The following is an 18648-nucleotide window of genomic DNA, read 5'->3' on the forward strand; positions in this document are numbered from 1 at the left end:
TGCTGCGTCAGCCTCCCTCAGCGCCCTATTGATAACCGGAAGACCGCATGACCAACCGCCGGGTTTACCTTCGCGTGACCACACTCTCAGCCGCGATTGCCGGCGCCTTTTTGGGAGGTACGGCGTCTGGCCAGACGTACAACTGCGGCGGCAACAGCGGCGGGCTGTCCTGCAACACGTCGGGCACTTCCCAGGAAGCGGTCATATTCCAGGCCGGAAACTACAACCCCGTGCCGCCCATGAACGCGAGTACCAGCGCGGACATCACGGTAACGGTTGGTGCGTCAACGAAGGCCGCGCTGCAGGCCTTGTCGATAGGCGGCAACGGCAATCCAGATGGCACGCTGACCGGTATCGATACACAAGGCCTGACCGTGATCAACACGGGCAACCTGACGTTGCAGTCCGCAGGAGGTTCGATCGTCACCGACGGCAACCTCTACGGGCTTTTCGCCCAAATGCAGGGCGGCAATGCCGCCAGCAGCAGCAACGGCGACTATGGCGGCAATGGCGGCGTAGCCGGCCGGTCGCAGACCGAGATCCTTTCGGTGACCAATCATGGCGACGTCAGCATCAATCTGCCCAACGTCACGGTGGCGGGCGGCGCGGCCGTGGCCGCGCTGAGCCAAGGCGGGGCCGGCAGCGGCACCACGGATGACCATAACCCCAGCGGGGCCGGCGGCCAGTCGGCGGGAGCGTCCATCGTCAATACGGGAAACATCAACGTCAACCTCGCTGGAACGGGACGCTACGCAGGCATCCTGGCCTCTAGCAGCGGCGGCAATGGCGCCGATCAATACGACGGCGGCGCCAACATGGGCGGCGGCGGCGGCAGCGCTTCGGTCACGAATTCCGGCAACGTCGCATTGAATTGGGTTTGGGCGAACAACTCGGACGCCTCGTCCGCGCTGTATGGCGTCCTGGCCCAGTCCACGTCGGGCAAGGGCGGCGATTCGACCGACAAGGGCCTGGGTGATGGCGGTGCGGCCGGCATCGGCGCCGCCAGCGACCTCAGCGCCAAGGTCACCTTGCTAAGCGGCGGCAACGTCAGCGTCACGCAGGCCGGCACGCCGCCAGCCCCCGGAGCGGGCGTTGCAGCCATCATCGTGGCGGGCAATGGCGGCAATGGCATGGCCGACGAGGATGACACCTTGGGCGGCAATGGCGGCAATGCGGGCAGCATCAACGGCTCGCAGGTGCCCTTGCAGATCAACGTGACGGACGCCAGCGTTTCAACGACGGGAAGTCAGTTGCCGGCGTTGCTGGTTTCAGCGCGCGGCGGCGCCGGCGGCGGCAACTTCAACAGCGGCAGCTATCACGATCGTAATGGCGGCCTTGGGGGTCAGGCTGGCGACGCGGGCGTATGGGTCACCACGGCCAGCGCCCCCATCACCTTGTCCACCACAGGCGACCATGCTTCGGGCATCCAGACCTTACAAGTGGGCGGGGCGGGCGGCGCGGGCGGCTACTACAGCGGCGATGCGCTGGGGTTAGGCAGCAGCAACGCGGGCAATGGCGGCAACGGTGGCAATGTCGGCAGCTTGACGGTCAAATTGGCGGGCAGCAAGGCCCTGCCCATCGCCATCACCACCACGGCGAGCGACTCCCATGGCATCTATGCGGTGTTGCAAGGCGGACTGGGGGGCAACGGCGGTACGCTGACCGGAACGATCGGCGGCGGTTCAGGAGGCGATGGCGGCGCCGGCGGCTCCACCGGATCGATGAACGTGACCCTGAGCGGAACATCGATCTCCACGCAGGGCGCGAACTCCTTCGGCATCCTTGCGCAGAACCTGGGCAATGTTGGCGGTACCGCCGCGTCCGCTACCGGGACTGACGTCCAGGGCGGCAACGGCGGCAATGGGGGCTCGACGGGCACGGTGACGATATCCACGGATGCAAACACGACCATATCGACGCAAGGGCAAAGCTCGCCCGGCATCCTGGCACAAACCGCCAGCGGTGCCGGCGCTAACGGCGGCAACGGCAACGGCCAGTTGAGCGGCGTTGACGGCAGTGGTGGCAACGGCGGCGCGGCAGGCGCGATAACCATAGCCAACGCCGGCACGATCACGACCGCCGGCGCGGACGCAATCGGCATCATCGCGCAGTCCCTGGGGGGCGCGGGCGGCGCCGCGTCGGTCGACTACGGCATCTTCTACAGCAAAGGCGGCACCGGCGGCGCCGCGGGTTCGCCCGGCGCCATTACCGTGACCAACACCGGCGCCATTCGCACCAGCGGCACCATGGCGATGGGCGTCTTGGCACAGTCCATCGGCGGCAGCGGCGGCGCGGCGGGAAGCGCCAGCGGCCTGGGTGTTTCGCTGGGTGGCGATGCCAACACCAATCCGCTCCAGGCTAATGCCAACAAGGTGAGCATCAACGCGTCCGGGACCATCACCACCACGGGGCTGTCCGCGATAGGTGTCCTGGCGCAATCCATCGGCGGCGGCGGCGGCGCGGGCGGTGCCACGCAGGGGCTGATCAGCCTGGGCAGCACCGGTGGCAAAGGCGGCTCGGGCGGCGAAGTCATCGGCACGCCCACCAACCTGACACTCACTACCGGCGGCGACAACGCGCACGGCCTGGTCGCCCAATCCATCGGCGGTGGCGGCGGCAATGGGGGCAATGCCAGCAGCTTTGGCATTTTCCATTCGGTCGCCATTGGCGCATCGGGCGGCGACGGTGGCACGGGCGCGTCCGTCGTGTTGAACCTGGACAATTCCAATATCGTCACCCAGGGAACCAAGGCGGCAGGCCTGGTCGGCCAGTCCATCGGGGGTGGCGGCGGCACCGGGGGGCAGGCGTTCGCTTACAGCGTCGGCCCCCTGGCGACAGTCGCCGTCGCGGTGGGCGGGCAAGGCGGAGCCGGCGGCAACAGCGGCGTCGTCAGTTCCCAGATGTTGGGCGGCAGCATCAAGACGGGCCAGACCTCGCGGCTGGTCAACGGCACCTGCGCCGACCCGTGCCTGACGGCGAACGCGCAGCCCATCGATTCGTTTGGCGTCGTCATCCAAAGCGTAGGCGGTGGCGGCGGGTTAGGCGGTAACGCCACGGCGAAGGCGGCGGCAATCGGGATCCCGGTGACTGAAGCCGGCACACAGGTTTCGATTCCTGTTTCGGTGGCGGTGGGCGGCACGGGCGGTATCGCCGGTGATGGCAACTACGTGACCTTTGCCGCGGCGCAAGGGGCACAGATCGAAACCCGGGGCCAGGGCGCGCACGGTGTATTGATCCAGAGCATCGGCGGCGGCGGCGGCGCGGGCGGCGACTCGTCGTCGCTGGCCGCTGCGCTGGATTACGGCGGGACGGTGCCGGAAAAAGCGCTCTCCTTATCCCTGAATGTGGCCGTGGCCGTGGGTGCGGACGGCGGCGCCGGCGGCAGCGGCAATTCCGTCTGGAGCGCCCTTGGGGGAACGGTCAACGTATCCGGCGGGCAAGCGACGTTCACGGCTGATGCGGCCGGCACCGCAAGCAGCACGATCGCCACCTACGGCGATTATGCCAACGGCATCACCGCACAATCGATCGGTGGCGGGGGCGGCAACGCCGGCTTTGGCAGTGCAAACACGCAGGATTTCGGCACCGGGTCCGTCCTGACGGCGAGCATCGGCTTGGGCGGATCAGGCGCTGGCGGCGGCGATGGGGGCCTGGTCCAGGTGGAGGTCTTGCCCACGGGGCAGATCCAGACCGCGGGATCGGGCGCCATGGGCGTGCTGGCGCAGAGTATTGGCGGCGGCGGGGGTGCGTCACAAGGCGGCTCCTATAACTTCGTTGGCCTGGCCATGCACGTGTCACCGTCGTTCGACGTCAAAGTGGGCAAGACGGGCGGGGCCGGTGGCGCGGGAGGCGCCGTTGGGGTGACGGTCGGCGGCAACATCGCCACCTACGGCGGTGACGCCGCGGGCGTGCAGGCGCAGTCCATCGGCGGTGGTGGCGGGCAAGGTGGGTCGGCCGGGTCGGATGGTTCCGCGGACAATCCCATCGTCTCCATTCTTGATGGTCGCGTCGACGTCAAGAACGTGCTCCAGGATGTGTACCAGAAGCTCTTGAAAGAGACGCCGCCCAACTTTCAGCTCAACCTTAATCATGATGTGTCGATCGGCGGCGCGGGCGGCGCAGGCAATACCGGTGGCGCGGTCACGGTGAATCTGGATCCCACAGGCACGATCACCACCGCGGGCGATTGGTCTGCGGGGATATTCGCCCAGAGCATCGGCGGCGGCGGCGGTAAAGGGGGCAGCGCCCTTGCAACGGGCTCGGGCTGGGTAGATCCGACGAAAATCGACGTGAACTCCAACTACAGCCTGGGCGGCGATGGTGGCAAGGGCTCAACCGGCGGCAGGGTGACGATGGCGCTCAATGGTGGATCGATTGCCACCAGCGGCTATGGCGCGGCCGGCATCTACGCGCAGAGCGTGGGCGGTGGCGGCGGCCATGCCGCGGATGGCTCGGACGGCTTTTTCGGCACCCTCGCCGTCGGCGTCGGCTACGGCGGATCGGGCGGTGGCGCCGGCGATGGCGGCGCGGTCACCCTCTTTACCCCTGCCGGCACTCCGGCCAATATCACGACCATCGGCACGCAAGGCGAAGCGGCGTTCGGCACGGTGCTGCAATCGGTGGGCGGTGGCGGCGGCTTCGCGGGTGCGGGCACCAGTGTGCGGGTTGCCGTAGCCGACGATCCCATACCGGCCATCAAACTGTCGACCGGCCAAGCCCAGAATACAAGCGAAGGCAACGGCGGCGCCGTGACGCTGCAAGACAGCGGTACGCTGCGCATTACGACGCAAGGCAATAACGCCTTTGGGGTGCTTGCGCAAAGCGTGGGCGGCGGCGGCGGGATCGTGATCAACTCGCAAAATCAACAAGCGACCGCCGGGATCAACACCAGCATTTTCGGCAGCACGCCGGAGATCGGCGCGCGGACTGACGGCGGCACGGTGACCGCAAGTCTGGGCACGCAAAGCTGGATCAAGACAACCGGGACCGGCTCCCATGGCCTGGTCGTCCAATCGGTGGGCGGAGGCGGTGGCTTAATCGGCCTGCCAGGCACTTCGCCCATCCTCAGCGTCGATGCGAGCCAGGCCGGGTCCATATCCGCGGGCGAAGGGCAAGGTGGCAACGTCTCGGTGACCAACAACGGCATCATCGCCGTGACGGGCGCCGGCGCGGTCGGGATCCTGGCGCAAAGCGTCAGCGGCGCCGGCGGCCTGAAGCTGGCGGCGGATGGAAATACCGTCTATGCAGGATCAGTCGTTTCGGAATTCCTCAGCGAAGCCACGGTCGATGTCACGGTCGGCCCCAATGCGATCGTCTCGTCAACGGCGGTCAATGGCATCGGCATCTTCGCGCAGAACGCGAATGGAAATGGTGTCACCCTCACCATCGGCGGCAGCGTCACCGGCGGATCCGCCACCGCGCAAGCAACCGGCATATGGACGGACAGCGCGGCCCATAGCATGATGACCATAGCGAGCACTGGCTCGGTAACCGGTGCCACCGCGGTCCGGGCCACGACCGGCCTGCTCAATATCAACAACGCCGGCTTGTTGATGGGGAACGTCTACCAGAACGGCGGCGGGATGATAAATACCGGCACCTTTTCGTCCGGCCCGGAATACGTAGGGGTATCGCTGCAGAACAACGGCTTGGTTGCGCTGGGCGGACGTGAAGGCATCAACTGGGGTTATGACCGAACCCGTTTCGTCGCAACGACCTTCAACACGACTTACACGCAGTCCGCGCAGGGCACCCTAAAGGTAGGGGCTGACTTCGACAAGATGGCATCCGACTTCCTTACCCTCAACGGGCCTGCCACCCTGGATGGCAAGTTGCTCGTGGCGCCGCTCGCGCTGTTGCCGAATCGGGAGTTGGCGGTAATGAACGTCAAGGGTGTCCACACCGGCGCCTTGGCCGCATCGGATTCCCCAGTGGTCGACTACGAAACCCGCCAGGATGGCAGCACGACCCACGTGCGCGCTGTGGGCGCCAACTTCAACGCGGATTCGATGCAGTTAAAGCGCAACGCGACCAACGTGGCGAGCCACTTGCAACGTGACTGGGATCAAGGCGGATCCGCCGAGCTTGCCAAGCTGTACGCGGTGCTGGACGCGGCTTCGCGCCAAGGCGCTGGCTCGTACCAGAATCGCCTGTCGGACCTGTCGCCCGGCGTCGCGCTGGCGCCCGCCGCGCAAATGCAGCTGGGCATGGCGCGCTTCACCGGCGCGATGATGTCCTGCCCGACGTTCGTGGCGGACGGTCCGATGACCAAGGAGCAAGAGTGCGTCTGGGGGCAGATCACAGGGCGCAACACCAACCAGGACGGCGCCAACGGCTCATCGGGATTCTCGCTGGACAGCGTTACGTACCAGCTGGGCGGTCAGCGGCGGATTGCGCCGGACTGGTATCTGGGCGGCTCATTCGCCTACCAGAACTCGCATCTTAGCGGCGACGACAATCGCGTCACCGGTTCTGGCGACACGGGGTATGCCGGCCTGGTGCTCAAGCGTGAAGCCGGACCCTGGACGATTTCGGGCGCGCTGGGCGGAGGCTATGGGTCGTATGACCTGAATCGCAATCTGGCGATTCCCAATTTCAAGTCGCAAGCCACGGGCAAGCCCAATGTGTATAGCTTCGGCGCGCGCATACGCGTGGCCAGAACGTTTACCGACGGCAACGTCTACGTGAAGCCCTATGTGGATCTGGACGCGACTTACTCACGAATGTCCAGCTATGAAGAGTCGGGTGACGCCCTGCATCTGAAGGTGGCCAGCAGCGATCAAATGGTCTTCGGCCTTGCCCCCACTTTGGAAGTCGGCGGACGCAGCGAACTGCCGCGCGGCGCCATGTTGCGGCCCTTCGCCTACGCAGGCGTGTCGCTGCTTTCGGAAGATGGCTGGAAAACCAAGTCCAGGATCGCGGGCGCCTCTGACAGCGTGGGAAGCTTCACCACCACGATGCCCACCGACAATGTGGTCGGACGCATCGGCGCGGGCATCCAGGTCACGCACGCCAATAAGCTGGACTTCAGGCTGCAGTACGACGGCGAGTTCGCGTCCCGAGGCAACAGCCATTCGGGATCGCTGAAGGCGGCTTATCGGTTCTAGGGGGCCGGCGCACGGCCCCCTACCTGCTTCAAAAGTCCATTGAAGCAGAGAGCATGAAAGTTCGCGGCGCGCCGAGGGCCAGGCTAGACAGTTGAGGCATCCCCCAGTAAGCCTTATTCGTCAGATTGGTGATGCCGCCTCGCAGCGTGACGGCATGGTCGGCCACCCGGGTCGCGTAACGCGCGCCCACGTCGTAGGTCGTGTGCCCCGCCACGGACAACGCGTTGTCGGCACTGATGTATTGCTTGGATACCGCGGTCGCATTGGCGGTCAACGTCAAGCCCTGCACCGCCGGCACATCCCATTCCACGCCCAGCTTGCCCTGAAGCCTGGGAATGCCGGTAGCCTGCTTGCCCTCGTTGGCTGAAATGGCGGCTTTCGTCACCTTGGGGTCGATATACGCGACGCCGCCCATGAGCCGCACGCCGGCCATCGGCTCGCCGAAGAAGCCCCATTCCACGCCTTGATTGCGCTGTTCGCCGCCAAACGAGAAGACGTTGGTGACGGGGTCCGTATAGCTGCTGGGCCTGTTTATCTCGAACAGCGCCAGCGTATGGGTGAAATCGCCCAGATCAACCTTGAGTCCGATTTCCTTCTGCTTGGTCTTGAACGGCGGGAACAGCTGCCCGGCATTGGCGGCGGTTACCGGCGCGGTCTGGCCTTTGCTCAGGCCCTCGATGTAGTTGGCATAGACGGAAATATTGTCCGTCGCCTTGATCAGCAACGCGGCGGCGGGCGACGTGGCGCTTGCGTCATAGCGGCTGGTCAGCGCCCCGGTCGTCGCGTTCAGGGTATCGGTGCGGACTTCCTGCCGGCGCGCGCCCAGGGTCAGTTGCACGCGGTCTTCGGCGAAGGACAGCGTATCCGCCAGGCCGTAGCTGACCAGGCGCGTCTTGGAGCGCAATATCGGCGGCCAGAAACCGGCAGGGGCCGGCCCCCAGGCCGGGTTGTAGAGGTTGGTGACCCAATCCGCCCCGGGCACCGAACGGCGGCCGTAGTCCCGCTGATCGTCCGAGTAGTACGTGGCATTGAGCACCCACTGGTGCTTGACGGCGCCCGTTTGCAGTTTGCCCCGGAAGCCGGCTTCACCCGACGTCTTCTTCAAGTTCATGTTCAGCTGGCCCATCGAGGTCCGAAAGTCGCCAGCATCGTTAAATACCTGCGCCGACATAGCGCCGTTGTAGGTGTACTCGGTTCTGCTGGTGCCGATCGCCGCGTAGGCCATCAGGCTGTCGCTGACGTCGAATTCACCGCGGATCATGGCCGCCCTGTCCTGGTTTTTCGCATAGGCCCAGTCCGGGTTCAGCAGGGTTTCCGGCTTGGGCGGCTTGGGCACGCCGATGCCGGGCGCCAGGTTGATGCCGCGCGTCACGCCGTCAATGCGCTCATCGCTGTCGTACAGGTCGGCGGAAATGCGCACGCGCTCGCCACGCCAGTCCAGGCCTACCGCCGCCAATTGCGCCCGCCGCTTCTGATGGTCGACGGGGCCGTCTCCATCCCGATACACACCATTGAACCGCAGGCCGAACTGCTGGTTCTCGCCGAAGCGCCGCCCCATGTCCACATGCCCTCCGAACTGCGCATCCGACATGTAGGTAGTGGTCAGGCGCGTCAATGGCTCCGCGCCGGCACGCTTGGGAACCAGGTTGATGCTCCCGCCCACCGATCCCCCCGGAGGCATGCCGTTCAACAGGGCGGACGGCCCCTTTAGCACCTCGATGCGTTCGAACATGTCGGGCATCGTCCGGTAATACGGCGCCATGCCGAACAGCCCGTTGAACGCCGTATCCGTCGTGCTAGTACCGAAACCGCGTATCGAATAGGTCTCGCTCCAGGCGCCCGTCACGCCGTTGCTGAAAACCGATGGATCAGTCCTGGCGATCACGTCGGTGATGTCCCTGGCCTGCACATCCTGGATGTACTTGTCCGTATAGCTGATGACGGAGAACGGCGTGTCCATGAAATCCTTGTCGCCAAGAAAGCCTACGCGGCCACCATACGTGACCTGCTCCCCTGCGTAGGGGGTGGCCGGGACCTCGGCCTGCCCCGTGACCGTCACCGTCGGAAGCGTCTTCACCCCGGCCTCGGCGGCTTCCTGGGCCAACGCTGCCGGCGCGGCGGCGCCGAGGGTCAGGCCGAACAAGGCTGCGACGAGGTGGTTGGGGGCGAAGACGGCGTTTGCCCGCCGTGCTTGTAGCGCAGGGCGTGCGGCGTATCCGCTCTGGCGGCGTTTGCTCATGGAATGCTCCGTTGGGTTGAGCTTTGGTTTGCCCGGAAATTCAGGCGACTGGGAATCATTTACGTTTGAATCGACAAAGACGCGCCTGGCGTCGATCGAATCAGTTCCGGTAGGGCTTGGTCACGTCGTCGATCATGAGTTCAAGCGACTTCACGCTGGCGGCGGTGACGTACCAGGCCTCGGCGTCCGCAAACACCACGCGGCCGTTGCGCCACGCGGACGTCTGGCGCAAAAGGGGATTGCTTAGCGTGTCGGCGTTCAGGCTCGGCCGGCGCTCCATCACGGCGGTGCGATCGACCACGTAGACGATGTCGGGATTTGCCTGCTGGATGAACTCGCTGGATATCGGCTGGCCGTGCAGGCCGGCCTCGGCCGACGGGCTGGCGGGCTTGACGCCCAGGGCCTTGAAGATGAAGCCATAACGCGACTGCGTCCCGAACGAACTGAACGCGCCGTTGTTGTGCAGCACGATGAGCGCCGTCTCGGGCCGGTCCTGGATAAGGGTCCGTGCCGCTTTCACCTTGGCGTCAAGTTCCGCGGCCCTCTGGCGGGCAAGGCCTTCCTTCTGGAAGATCCGCCCCAGCGTCATAAGGTGGTCCTTGACGATTTCGACGTGATTGGCCTGGCTGTCGCGATAGTCCACGTCGAAGTGGATCGTCGGCGCGATCTCGCTCAGCGCTTTGTAGTGGTTCGCCTGCAGCGAAGTGATCAGGATCAGGTCGGGCCTGGCGGCATGCACGCGTTCCAGGTTCGGCTGCACGATAGCGCCCATGTCCTGCACCTGCGCCGCATCCTTGTAGCGGGCAAGAAAGTGCGGCACAAAATCTTTGGGCATGCCGACGACCGGCACGCCAAGTTCGTCCAGGAAGTCGACTTCGTTCATATCCAGGGCCACCACACGCTGCGGCAGCTTTTCAATGACGGTCGTGCCCAGTTTGTGCTGAACCGTGATGCTGGCGTAGGGCTGTGACGCAGCGGAGCTGGCGGCCGCCGCGGGTGCCTCTGCCTTGGATGATTCCGCGGCTTCCTGGCTGCACCCTGGCAGCGCGGCCATCGCACCCAGTGATACCGCCAACGACAAGGCCAGTGCACGCGGTCTGTGCGTAAAGATCATTTCAATTCTCCCGGGGGGTTGAAGTAGTTGCACAGGCGTCCCCGTTCTCCGTGCGTGATCTCGAAATCCAGTCCATACAACTCCCGCAGGCAGTCTTCGGTCACCACCTCGGACACGGCGCCGGCGCAACGCACCGCGCCGTCCTTCATCGCAACGATGTGATCGGAGTAGCAGGCCGCGAAATTAATGTCGTGCACCACCAGGATCACCGTGCGGCCTTGTTCATCGCACAGCCGGCGTAGCGCTCGCATGATCTGAACGGCGTGCTTGATGTCAAGGTTGTTCAGCGGTTCGTCCAGCAACAGGCAATCCGTCTGCTGGGCAATGGTCATGGCCAGGAACGCCATCTGGCGCTGGCCGCCGCTTAGCTCGTCGACATAGGCGCGGCGCAGTCGGTCCAGCGAGAGAAACGCGATGGCCTCGTCGATCGCCCGCAGGTCGCGCGGCGTCAATGCGCCGCGGCTGTACGGAAACCGGCCAAAGGCGACAAGTTCCTCAACCGTCAGGCGCAGGTTGAATTCCGGGGATTGGCGCAAGGTGGCGACACGCTTCGCGTAATCGGCGCTACGCACTCGGGCCACGCTGGAACCGTCGAGCAGGATGTCGCCGTGGGTCGGGTCCAGCAGCCGCGCGATCATCATCAAGAGCGTGGTCTTGCCCGCGCCGTTCGGACCAATAAGCGAGGTCAGCGCGCCAGTGGGAAATTGCACGCTCACATCGCGCAGGACGGACTTCGATCCGTATGTTTTGAACAGATTCCGAGTGGTAATCATGCCGTGCCCCGCGTGCGCGCCATCATTGCAAGAAACCACCCGCCGCACACCAGGTTGACCAGGATGCCAACGGTGGTCTTGTAGTTAAAGACATGCTCGACCGCGAGCTGGGCCAGGATGAAGATGCCCACGGCGATGGCGCAGCCGGTGGGCAAAGTGATTCGGTGCCTGCGCGAGCGCGCCTGCGCATAGGAGGTATTGGCGATGAAGATCCCCATGAACGCCGTGGGCCCGAGCAGGCTGGTCGACACCGCAACCAGTACCGCGATCAAAGCCAGATGCAGCCGGACGGTGCGCCGATGGTCCACGCCGAGGGAAATGGCCTGATCGCGCCCCAGCAAGATCACGTCCAGCGTCGGCAGGCTTCTGAAGCCCGCCAGGCACACCGCGGCAACAAGGGCGGCGGAAACAAGCAACTGCCCCGGCTCTGCCCGGCCGAATGACGCCTGGGTGAATCCGAGCAGAATCGAGAACTCGCCGGGACTGGTTTTCAGCTGCACGAACTGCGTGAGGGTGCCAATCACCATCGTCAGCACCAGCCCCACCAGCAGCACGAAATACACGTTCTGGCCGCCGTTGCGGAACAGCCAGCGATGAAGAATCCACGAATAGCCCAGCATCAGCAGGACCGACAGGAAGAAGTTGCCGTTCACGCCCAGCGCCACCAGGCTCTGCGCCCCCATGGCCAGCACCAGCAGGGATTGCAGCAAGAGGTAGACCGCCTCATAGCCCATGATCGCCGGCGTGAGGATCCGGTTCCCGGTGAGGGTCTGGAACGCGATCGACGACCAGGCAATGCAGATGCCGCCGAGGATCATGGCCGCCAGCCGGGCCAGCCGCTTCGGAATCACGTAATCGAAGTCCAGGCCCGATCGAAAGAACAGAAAGAACACGGCCAGTGCGATGACCGTCAACCAGATCATTCTTTGGGAAGCGGCGCGCATCATCGGTGCTTCCACAGGATAAGCGCAAGGAACAAGACGCCGCCCATGCCCCCGGCGGTCAGGCCGATGGGGACTTCGAACGGATAAATCAGCAGGCGGCCAACGATGTCGCAAAACAGCAGCAGCGACGCCCCGCCCAGGGCCACGACAGGCAAGGTGCGGCTGAGGTTGTCGCCATAATGGAGCGCGACCAGGTTGGGGATGACCAGCCCGACAAACGGAATCGCTCCGACGGTGATGACGGTGGCCGACACGGTCACCGCCACCAGCATCAATCCCAACGCCACGGTGGCCGAATAGTTCAGCCCCAGGCTGGACGCCATGCCCTCGCCCATGCCCACCACCGTGAAGCGGTGCGCATACAGATAGGTCAGCGCGACGATCGGCAGGATCAGATAGACGAGTTCGTAGTTGCCCTGCACGATCTTGGAAAAGTCGCCCAGCAGCCAGCCCTGCATGCTCTGCAGGATGTTGTTGCGGTAAGCGTGGAATTCCGCCAGCGCGCTCAGCACGCCGCCGTACATCAGGCCGATAACCGGGACGAGGATCGTGTTCTTGAACTTCACGCGGCGCACGATGGCCACGAAGACCAGGCTGGCCGCGAAACAAAAGCCCAGCGCAAACAGCATCCGCCCCACCGTCCCGATGGACGGCGCCAGCGTCATCGCCACCAGGATGCCAAGCTTGGCGGCGTCAAGCCCGCCCGACGTCGCCGGCTCGACGAACTTGTTGCGGACGATGTGCTGCAGGATCACGCCGCAGACCGACAGCCCGATTCCCGTCAGCGTCAGCGCCGCCAGCCGCGGTAGCCGACTCGCGGTCAACGTCAGCCACGCGTCGCCGGACAGCGAGAACAGCTGCAACCACGCCATCTGCCGGGCGCCGATCAATAGCGATATGCCGCAGAGCGCGACGAACAGCGCTAACAGCCCTGCACGCATCAGGCGTCCCCTCCGCCAATGCGCCATCCTTTGGCGGCCTGACGCTGGCTAAGAAACCGCGCATACCGCCCCCGGTTTTCGCGCAGCGCCGCGGGCGTCCCCTCTTCCACGATCCGGCCGCCCTCCAGCACCGCGATCCGGTCGGCCATCGCCACCGTGGAAAGCTGATGCGCGATCACCACCAGCGTGCGCTTGCCGCGTAGCCGCGCCAGCGTCTCGGCGATGACGGCCTGGTTCTCCGCGTCCAGGGCCGCGGTGGCCTCGTCCACCAGCAGAATAGGCGCGTCGCTGAGCAGCGCCCGCGCGATGGCGATGCGCTGCCGCTCGCCGCCGGACAGGCTTGTGCCCCCCTCGCCCACGGGCGTTTCCAGGCCCTGCGGCAGGCGCAAGACGATTTCCGCCACGCCTGCCTGCCGCACGGCGTCCAGGAGTTCGGCATCGGTGCAATCGGGTTTTCCGACGCGGATGTTGTCTGCGATGGTTCCCGTGAACAGATAGTTATCCTGGAAGATCTGGCTGATCTGACCCGCCAGCCGCCCGCTGGAAATCTTCCGCACGTCCACGCCGCCGAGCCGCACGCTGCCTTCATCCACATCGAAGAAGCGCGCGATCAGCCGCGCCAGCGTGGTCTTGCCAGAACCCGATTCGCCGATCAAGGCGATCATGCTGCCAGGCTCGATGCGCAGATTCACGCCGTGCAGCACATAGGGTTCGTCCTGGGCGTAGCGAAAGTGAACATCGCGCAGTTCGATCGACGCGTCCAGCGGCACCTGCGGCGCGTCGGGCTCCGGCAAGGGTTCGACCGCAAGCAATGCTTCGATGGCGTCAAGCTGGGCGCGCGCGCCGCGCAGGATTTCGCCATAGCCGGCCACCTCCAGCAGCGAATCGATGTAGCGGGCGACCAGCAACATCGAGACCATGGCCGCCACAAGCGCCGCGGCCCCTGCCTGGCTGCCCAGCAACGCGTTGATCCACCAGGCTCCCGCGATCAACAAGGCGGCAAACGTGGCCTGGACGGCCCATGCGTTCAGAACGGCGGCTCCGGCCGACAGCCAGATCAACCGCGCCCCCGACGCGCGCTGCCGCTCCACGGCCTCTTCGAAATAGCGCATGCCCCCTCCCTGCCCGCTGAAGGCGCGCAGCACCGATTGGGCTTGGGCGAATTCCACCACGCGCTGGCTGGCGTCGGCGAAACGCTGGTGAAAGGCATTGTCGGCACGCCGCGCAAGCCGCGCCGTAAGAAAGAGGACGCCCGCCAGCAAGGGCAGGGCCGTCAAGGCCATCACGCCCAGCAGCCAATGCTGTGCAAACAAGGCGAACACAAGCACCACGGGCGTCGCCACGCCCGCGATGACCGGCGTAAACACGTGCGCCGGAAGCTGGGCCGCGGACATCATGCCCTGCGTGACCACGTGCCCAAGACGGGCCGTGTTCTGCGGCGTGAACCAGCCGACAGGCAGGCGTGCCACATGGTCGCCAAGCCGGTGGCGGCCGCCTTGAAGGATGGCGACGCCCACGCGCACGCCGGCACGCTCAACGTGGCCACGCAGCGCCCAGCAGATCCCTGCCCCGCCGAGCAGCGCAATCAGCCAGGGTGCGGCCCGCCTGGCTTCTGCGCCCAGCAAGTGGGTAAGCATCGGCACGATGGACGCAATGGTGAGGCCGCAGAAAACGCCGTAGACAAGGGCCAGCCAGAGGTAGCGGCGCAGGACGGGCGCGTCCCGGCCCAGCAATTGCATCAAGGACTTCAGCATGACGGCTCCTCTTGGGCCGTAGCCGTTTCGTAGCCGCCCAGCTTCCAAAGCCGCGCGTAGCGGCCGCCTTGCGCCAGCAACTGCTCATGCCGGCCTTGTTCTGTGATGACGCCGTCCTCCAAGACGATGATGCGGTCGGCGTGCTTCACCGTGTCCAGCCGGTGCGCAATGACCATCAGCGTGCGCCCTTGGGCGAAGCACGACAGCGCCGCCTGGATCGCCGCCTCGCTGCCGGCGTCCGCCGCCGCCGTGGCTTCGTCCAGCACCAGCACGGGAGGGTCGAGAAGCACCGCGCGGGCGATGCTCACGCGCTGACGCTCGCCGCCGGAAAGCTGCGCGTCTTCGCCGACCATGGAATCGTAGCCGCGCGGCAGGGCCAGGATGCGTTCATGGATGTTGGCAGTACGCGCGGCGGCTTCTATCTCCTGCTGGCTGGCGGCGGGCCTGCCCAGCGCGATGTTGTCGCGCACGCTGGCATGAATCAGGCGCACTTCCTGCAATACGAAACCCACGCGCCGGTAGAGCTGCGTGCTTTCAATCCGCCGCAAGTCGGCGCCGCCGAGCGTAATGCGGCCTTCGGCGGGATCAAAGAATCTCAGCAACAGTCGCGCCAGCGTGGATTTCCCCGCGCCCGACGGGCCAACGATGGCCGTGACCGTCCCGGGTTCCAGGGTGAAGCTAATGTTCGATAGCGCCGCGCCTGCGGCGTCGTAGGAATAGCCCACGCCCTCGAATCGGACTTCATGCCCCTCGGGAGTTTGCTGGCGGCCCGGCGCGGGCGCTTCCAGCACCGGGGTTTTCAGCAACGCCAGCACGCGCTGCGCGGCACCCGTGGCGCTGCCCAGGTCGTGCAGCAGCGTGTGCAGCAGCAGTAGCGGGCTGCAAATGCACGGCGCCACCAAGGCGAATGCCAGCACATCCACCGGCGCCATCCAGCCCAGACCCACAAAAAGCGCGCCAAAACCCAGCACCACGCTCAGCACGGCGACCGGCGCGATCAGTGCGTGGGCACGGGCCATCGCCGCGACCAGCGGACGCGTGAATTCGACGAAGGCGTCGGCAAATCCGTCCACGGCGTCCCGGTAGCCGCGATGCGCCTTGCCGGCGTCGCCGAACGCCTTGGCCACGGAGATCCCGCTTACGAACTCGACCGTCGCGCCATTGATGCGCCCAAGCCGGGCGACAAACGCCTGCATGTTCTTCCCGCTGGCCTTCATCGCCCGGCGCAGGAACAGGAAGAAGCCGCAGAACGGCAACAGCGCCACCAGGGCGAGGCGCCAGTCCAGCGCGAAGAGGTAGATGACGGAGATCACGATGACGCCAGCCGCGCGTGCCACCGCCGTGAAGAAATGCGCGGTCAGGCTGTGCAGGGTCGCCATGTCGTCCTGCAACGCCTGCTTGACCTCGCCCGACGCCCTGCCGGTGAACCAGCCCAGCGGCACCTGCGCCAGCCGCCGTGCACCGGCGAGGCGAAGGCGATGGGTGATGCGATTGTCAGCCAGGTGGGCGGTCAATTCGCCCGCGGAGACCATCAGCATGCCGGCGAACATGCACGCCACCGCGCCGATGACGGTCCACCAGATTTCGGGCCAGGCGTCGGCCAGGTGAGCGCCTTCGCTGCCGGCGCCGGAAAGGAGGAGTCGCGCAATATGCGCGATGGCTGCCAGCGGCGCCAGCGTCAGCATGGCGCCCACCGCGGCCAGTACGGATGCGACGATGAGTTGCCCCCGGATAGGGGTCAACACCAGATCGAGCGGGCCGGCGTGGCGGGGGTTGGCCGGCTCGGCGCCAGAAGTCTTCATGAACAAATACCGGGATGTTGGTGATAATTATTTGCATTACTATAAACTAAATCACGCTTTAGTTGCATGCCAATAAACTAACTATTCATGGGGCAAGTTAAAGTGCTGGGTAGACGTCATCACGAAGAGGGAACAGACATGCAGCCGCCAGAGCGCCGCACCACGCGGGGACGGCCTCCCACCATCACTCGCGAACGGATCGCCGATGCCGGCATCGCGCTGGGCTTGCCCAATATCACCTTTGTGGGCGTTGCGGCGGCGTTGGGCGTCAGCCACATGGCGCTCTACAAACACGTGCCCAGCCTTCAGGAGCTCAAGCGCCTGGTCGCCGATGAGATCTTCAGCCGCTGGGATATCCCCCAGGCCTGTAGCAACGGCGCGGGCGGGTTGAAGCAATACCTGACCCTGTTCGCCACGTCGGCAAGAGAGTTCGTGAAAGCCCACCCGGGCGTGACGCCCTACGTGATCCGCAGATTGGCGGCAACGCCGGCCATGCTTGCGAAAATAGACGGGCACCAGCGCCATATCGCCAGCGCGTTCGGCATTTCAAAGGAGCAGTCCCGAATCCTGCTCGCAACCGTGGCCTTCCACGGCCTGGCGGTAGCCGATACGGTGTACACGGTCGCGGGGAAAGAGCCGGTCGTGGACGAGGCGCGCGCCGCGGAAGAGTCAGAGATGGAAGTGGAGCTTGACCAGGGCATGCAGGCGCTGATCATCGGCCTGCTAAGCATGTTGGAAGAAGGTCCGGCGCAGCCGACTAATTAAGCGTAAAAGCGTTGACACCACCCGTGCCAATAGCAGTGATATGAGCAGCATTTCCCAATGACAATCAACGCGAACCAAGGCCGCCTGCGCGGATGCCTTTTTGGCCTGTTGGTCGGCGACGCCCTCGGCGTTCCATACGAATTCCACGGAACGGAGTCCATCCCTTCGCCCCCCGACATCGAAATGGTGCCCCCCGCCGGCTTCGATCGAGCCCATGGCGGCGTCCCTGCAGGCACATGGAGCGATGACGGCGCACAGGCGCTCGCTTTGTTGGATGCGCTATTGCGCGATGGGGATCTCGATCTCGACGCATTCGCCATCAATCTGCTTGACTGGGCCCGGCAAGGGAAATTCACCCCGGACGGCAACGTCTTTGATATCGGATTGCAAACCCAGCGGGCATTTCAAGCGTTGGGTTCGGGCACCGCACCTGCCGTCGCCGGTCCCGCGGACGAACGTGACAATGGCAATGGGTCGCTGATGCGATGCTTGTCAGTGGTGATGGTGGCGTCGTCGCGGGAGAGTGCGATTAGCCTGTCCATGAAGCAGAGCTTGATCACGCACGGACACATACGCGCGCAACTGTGCTGCGCGCTGTGTTGCCTGACGGCCATGGGCATTCTGGACGGGCAGTCGGCGCCCGATGCCGTTCGCGCGGCGGAAGATGAGTTGCTGGGACGTTATGCCGGCTTGGCGGAAGAAGCTGAGTTGAAGATCGTACTGGACGGCCGTTTCGATCCCCCTCAAGGCTCCGGCTATGTGGTCGACAGCTTCTGGTCCGCCATTCATTGCCTGTTATCGACCGGCAGCTACGAAGGCTGCGTGAAACGCGCAGTTGCTCTGGGCAACGACACGGATACCACGGCAGCTATCGCCGGCGGGTTGGCGGGCCTTCTCTACGGAGTCACCGCCATCCCTGACCGCTGGCTAGCGGCACTACGCGGCAAGGACTTTGTCGAATCCCTGTTGGCAGAGATTTAAAGTGCGGAGACTCCTCTCGGCCAGAAGCAGCCCTCGGCGAAAGGGCGCTGCCGACCGAGGCTGGGTGATAACGCTTTCCGTTCTGACAGCCACAGCGCAATCGCCTGGACCGCACCGACTTGGACGGTATTCGGTTCAATTTTCCGAAGCGGGGCTCGCCCTGGACCGTTTGGGCGGCCTGGATAAGTCCTGAGGTGTGTCCTTGGGCACATAGAGGGCTTAGCCGCCC

10 protein-coding genes are annotated in these 18648 nt (G+C 65.1%); 3 read left to right on the top strand and 7 right to left on the bottom strand.

Annotated features, from left to right (window positions below; genetic code table 11):
* Positions 1-74 precede the first annotated feature (74 nt).
* On the top strand, positions 75-7106 hold the full coding sequence (locus ACI0FO_RS17545; protein WP_416028609.1) for an autotransporter outer membrane beta-barrel domain-containing protein: 7032 nt from the start codon (positions 75-77) through the stop codon (positions 7104-7106).
* Positions 7107-7134: 28 nt separating this feature from the next.
* Here the strand turns inward: ACI0FO_RS17545 and ACI0FO_RS17550 are convergent, their stop codons facing one another.
* From ACI0FO_RS17550 to ACI0FO_RS17580, 7 genes are all read right to left on the bottom strand, one after another.
* Positions 7135-9345: a TonB-dependent receptor gene (locus ACI0FO_RS17550; protein ID WP_416028610.1), complete on the bottom strand. Its 2211-nt coding sequence runs from the start codon at positions 9343-9345 to the stop codon at positions 7135-7137.
* 100 nt (positions 9346-9445) lie between these two features.
* Positions 9446-10459: a siderophore ABC transporter substrate-binding protein gene (locus ACI0FO_RS17555; protein ID WP_416028613.1), complete on the bottom strand. Its 1014-nt coding sequence runs from the start codon at positions 10457-10459 to the stop codon at positions 9446-9448.
* Positions 10456-11232, bottom strand: a complete 777-nt coding sequence (locus ACI0FO_RS17560) for an ABC transporter ATP-binding protein (protein ID WP_416028614.1) — start codon at positions 11230-11232, stop codon at positions 10456-10458. The genes ACI0FO_RS17555 and ACI0FO_RS17560 overlap by 4 nt, the downstream gene beginning before the upstream one ends.
* Positions 11229-12176 carry an iron chelate uptake ABC transporter family permease subunit gene (locus tag ACI0FO_RS17565; RefSeq protein ID WP_416028708.1) on the bottom strand — a complete coding sequence of 316 codons (948 nt, stop codon included), beginning with the start codon at positions 12174-12176 and terminating at the stop codon, positions 11229-11231. The genes ACI0FO_RS17560 and ACI0FO_RS17565 overlap by 4 nt, the downstream gene beginning before the upstream one ends.
* A complete protein-coding gene (locus ACI0FO_RS17570) occupies positions 12176-13117 on the bottom strand; it encodes an ABC transporter permease (protein WP_416028615.1) in 942 nt (313 codons plus the stop codon). The genes ACI0FO_RS17565 and ACI0FO_RS17570 overlap by 1 nt, the downstream gene beginning before the upstream one ends.
* A complete protein-coding gene (locus ACI0FO_RS17575) occupies positions 13117-14871 on the bottom strand; it encodes an ABC transporter ATP-binding protein (RefSeq protein WP_416028617.1) in 1755 nt (584 codons plus the stop codon). The genes ACI0FO_RS17570 and ACI0FO_RS17575 overlap by 1 nt, the downstream gene beginning before the upstream one ends.
* Positions 14865-16673, bottom strand: coding sequence for an ABC transporter ATP-binding protein (locus tag ACI0FO_RS17580; protein ID WP_416028619.1), 1809 nt, complete (start codon positions 16671-16673; stop codon positions 14865-14867). Before ACI0FO_RS17580 ends, ACI0FO_RS17575 begins: the two co-directional genes overlap by 7 nt.
* 138 nt (positions 16674-16811) lie before the next feature.
* Here ACI0FO_RS17580 and ACI0FO_RS17585 point away from each other — a divergent pair, with 138 nt between their 5' ends.
* Positions 16812-17438 (top strand): TetR/AcrR family transcriptional regulator, encoded by a 627-nt coding sequence (locus ACI0FO_RS17585; RefSeq protein WP_416028621.1) that lies wholly within the window; start codon positions 16812-16814, stop codon positions 17436-17438.
* Positions 17439-17495: 57 nt separating this feature from the next.
* The gene (locus tag ACI0FO_RS17590; protein ID WP_416028623.1) at positions 17496-18419 is read left to right on the top strand and encodes an ADP-ribosylglycohydrolase family protein; all 924 of its coding nucleotides are present in this window, start codon (positions 17496-17498) and stop codon (positions 18417-18419) included.
* The last annotated feature ends 229 nt before the right edge of the window (positions 18420-18648 follow it).

This window comes from Achromobacter marplatensis, assembly GCF_049060505.1.
In the GTDB taxonomy this organism is placed as follows: Bacteria; Pseudomonadota; Gammaproteobacteria; order Burkholderiales; family Burkholderiaceae_B; genus Achromobacter; species Achromobacter marplatensis_A.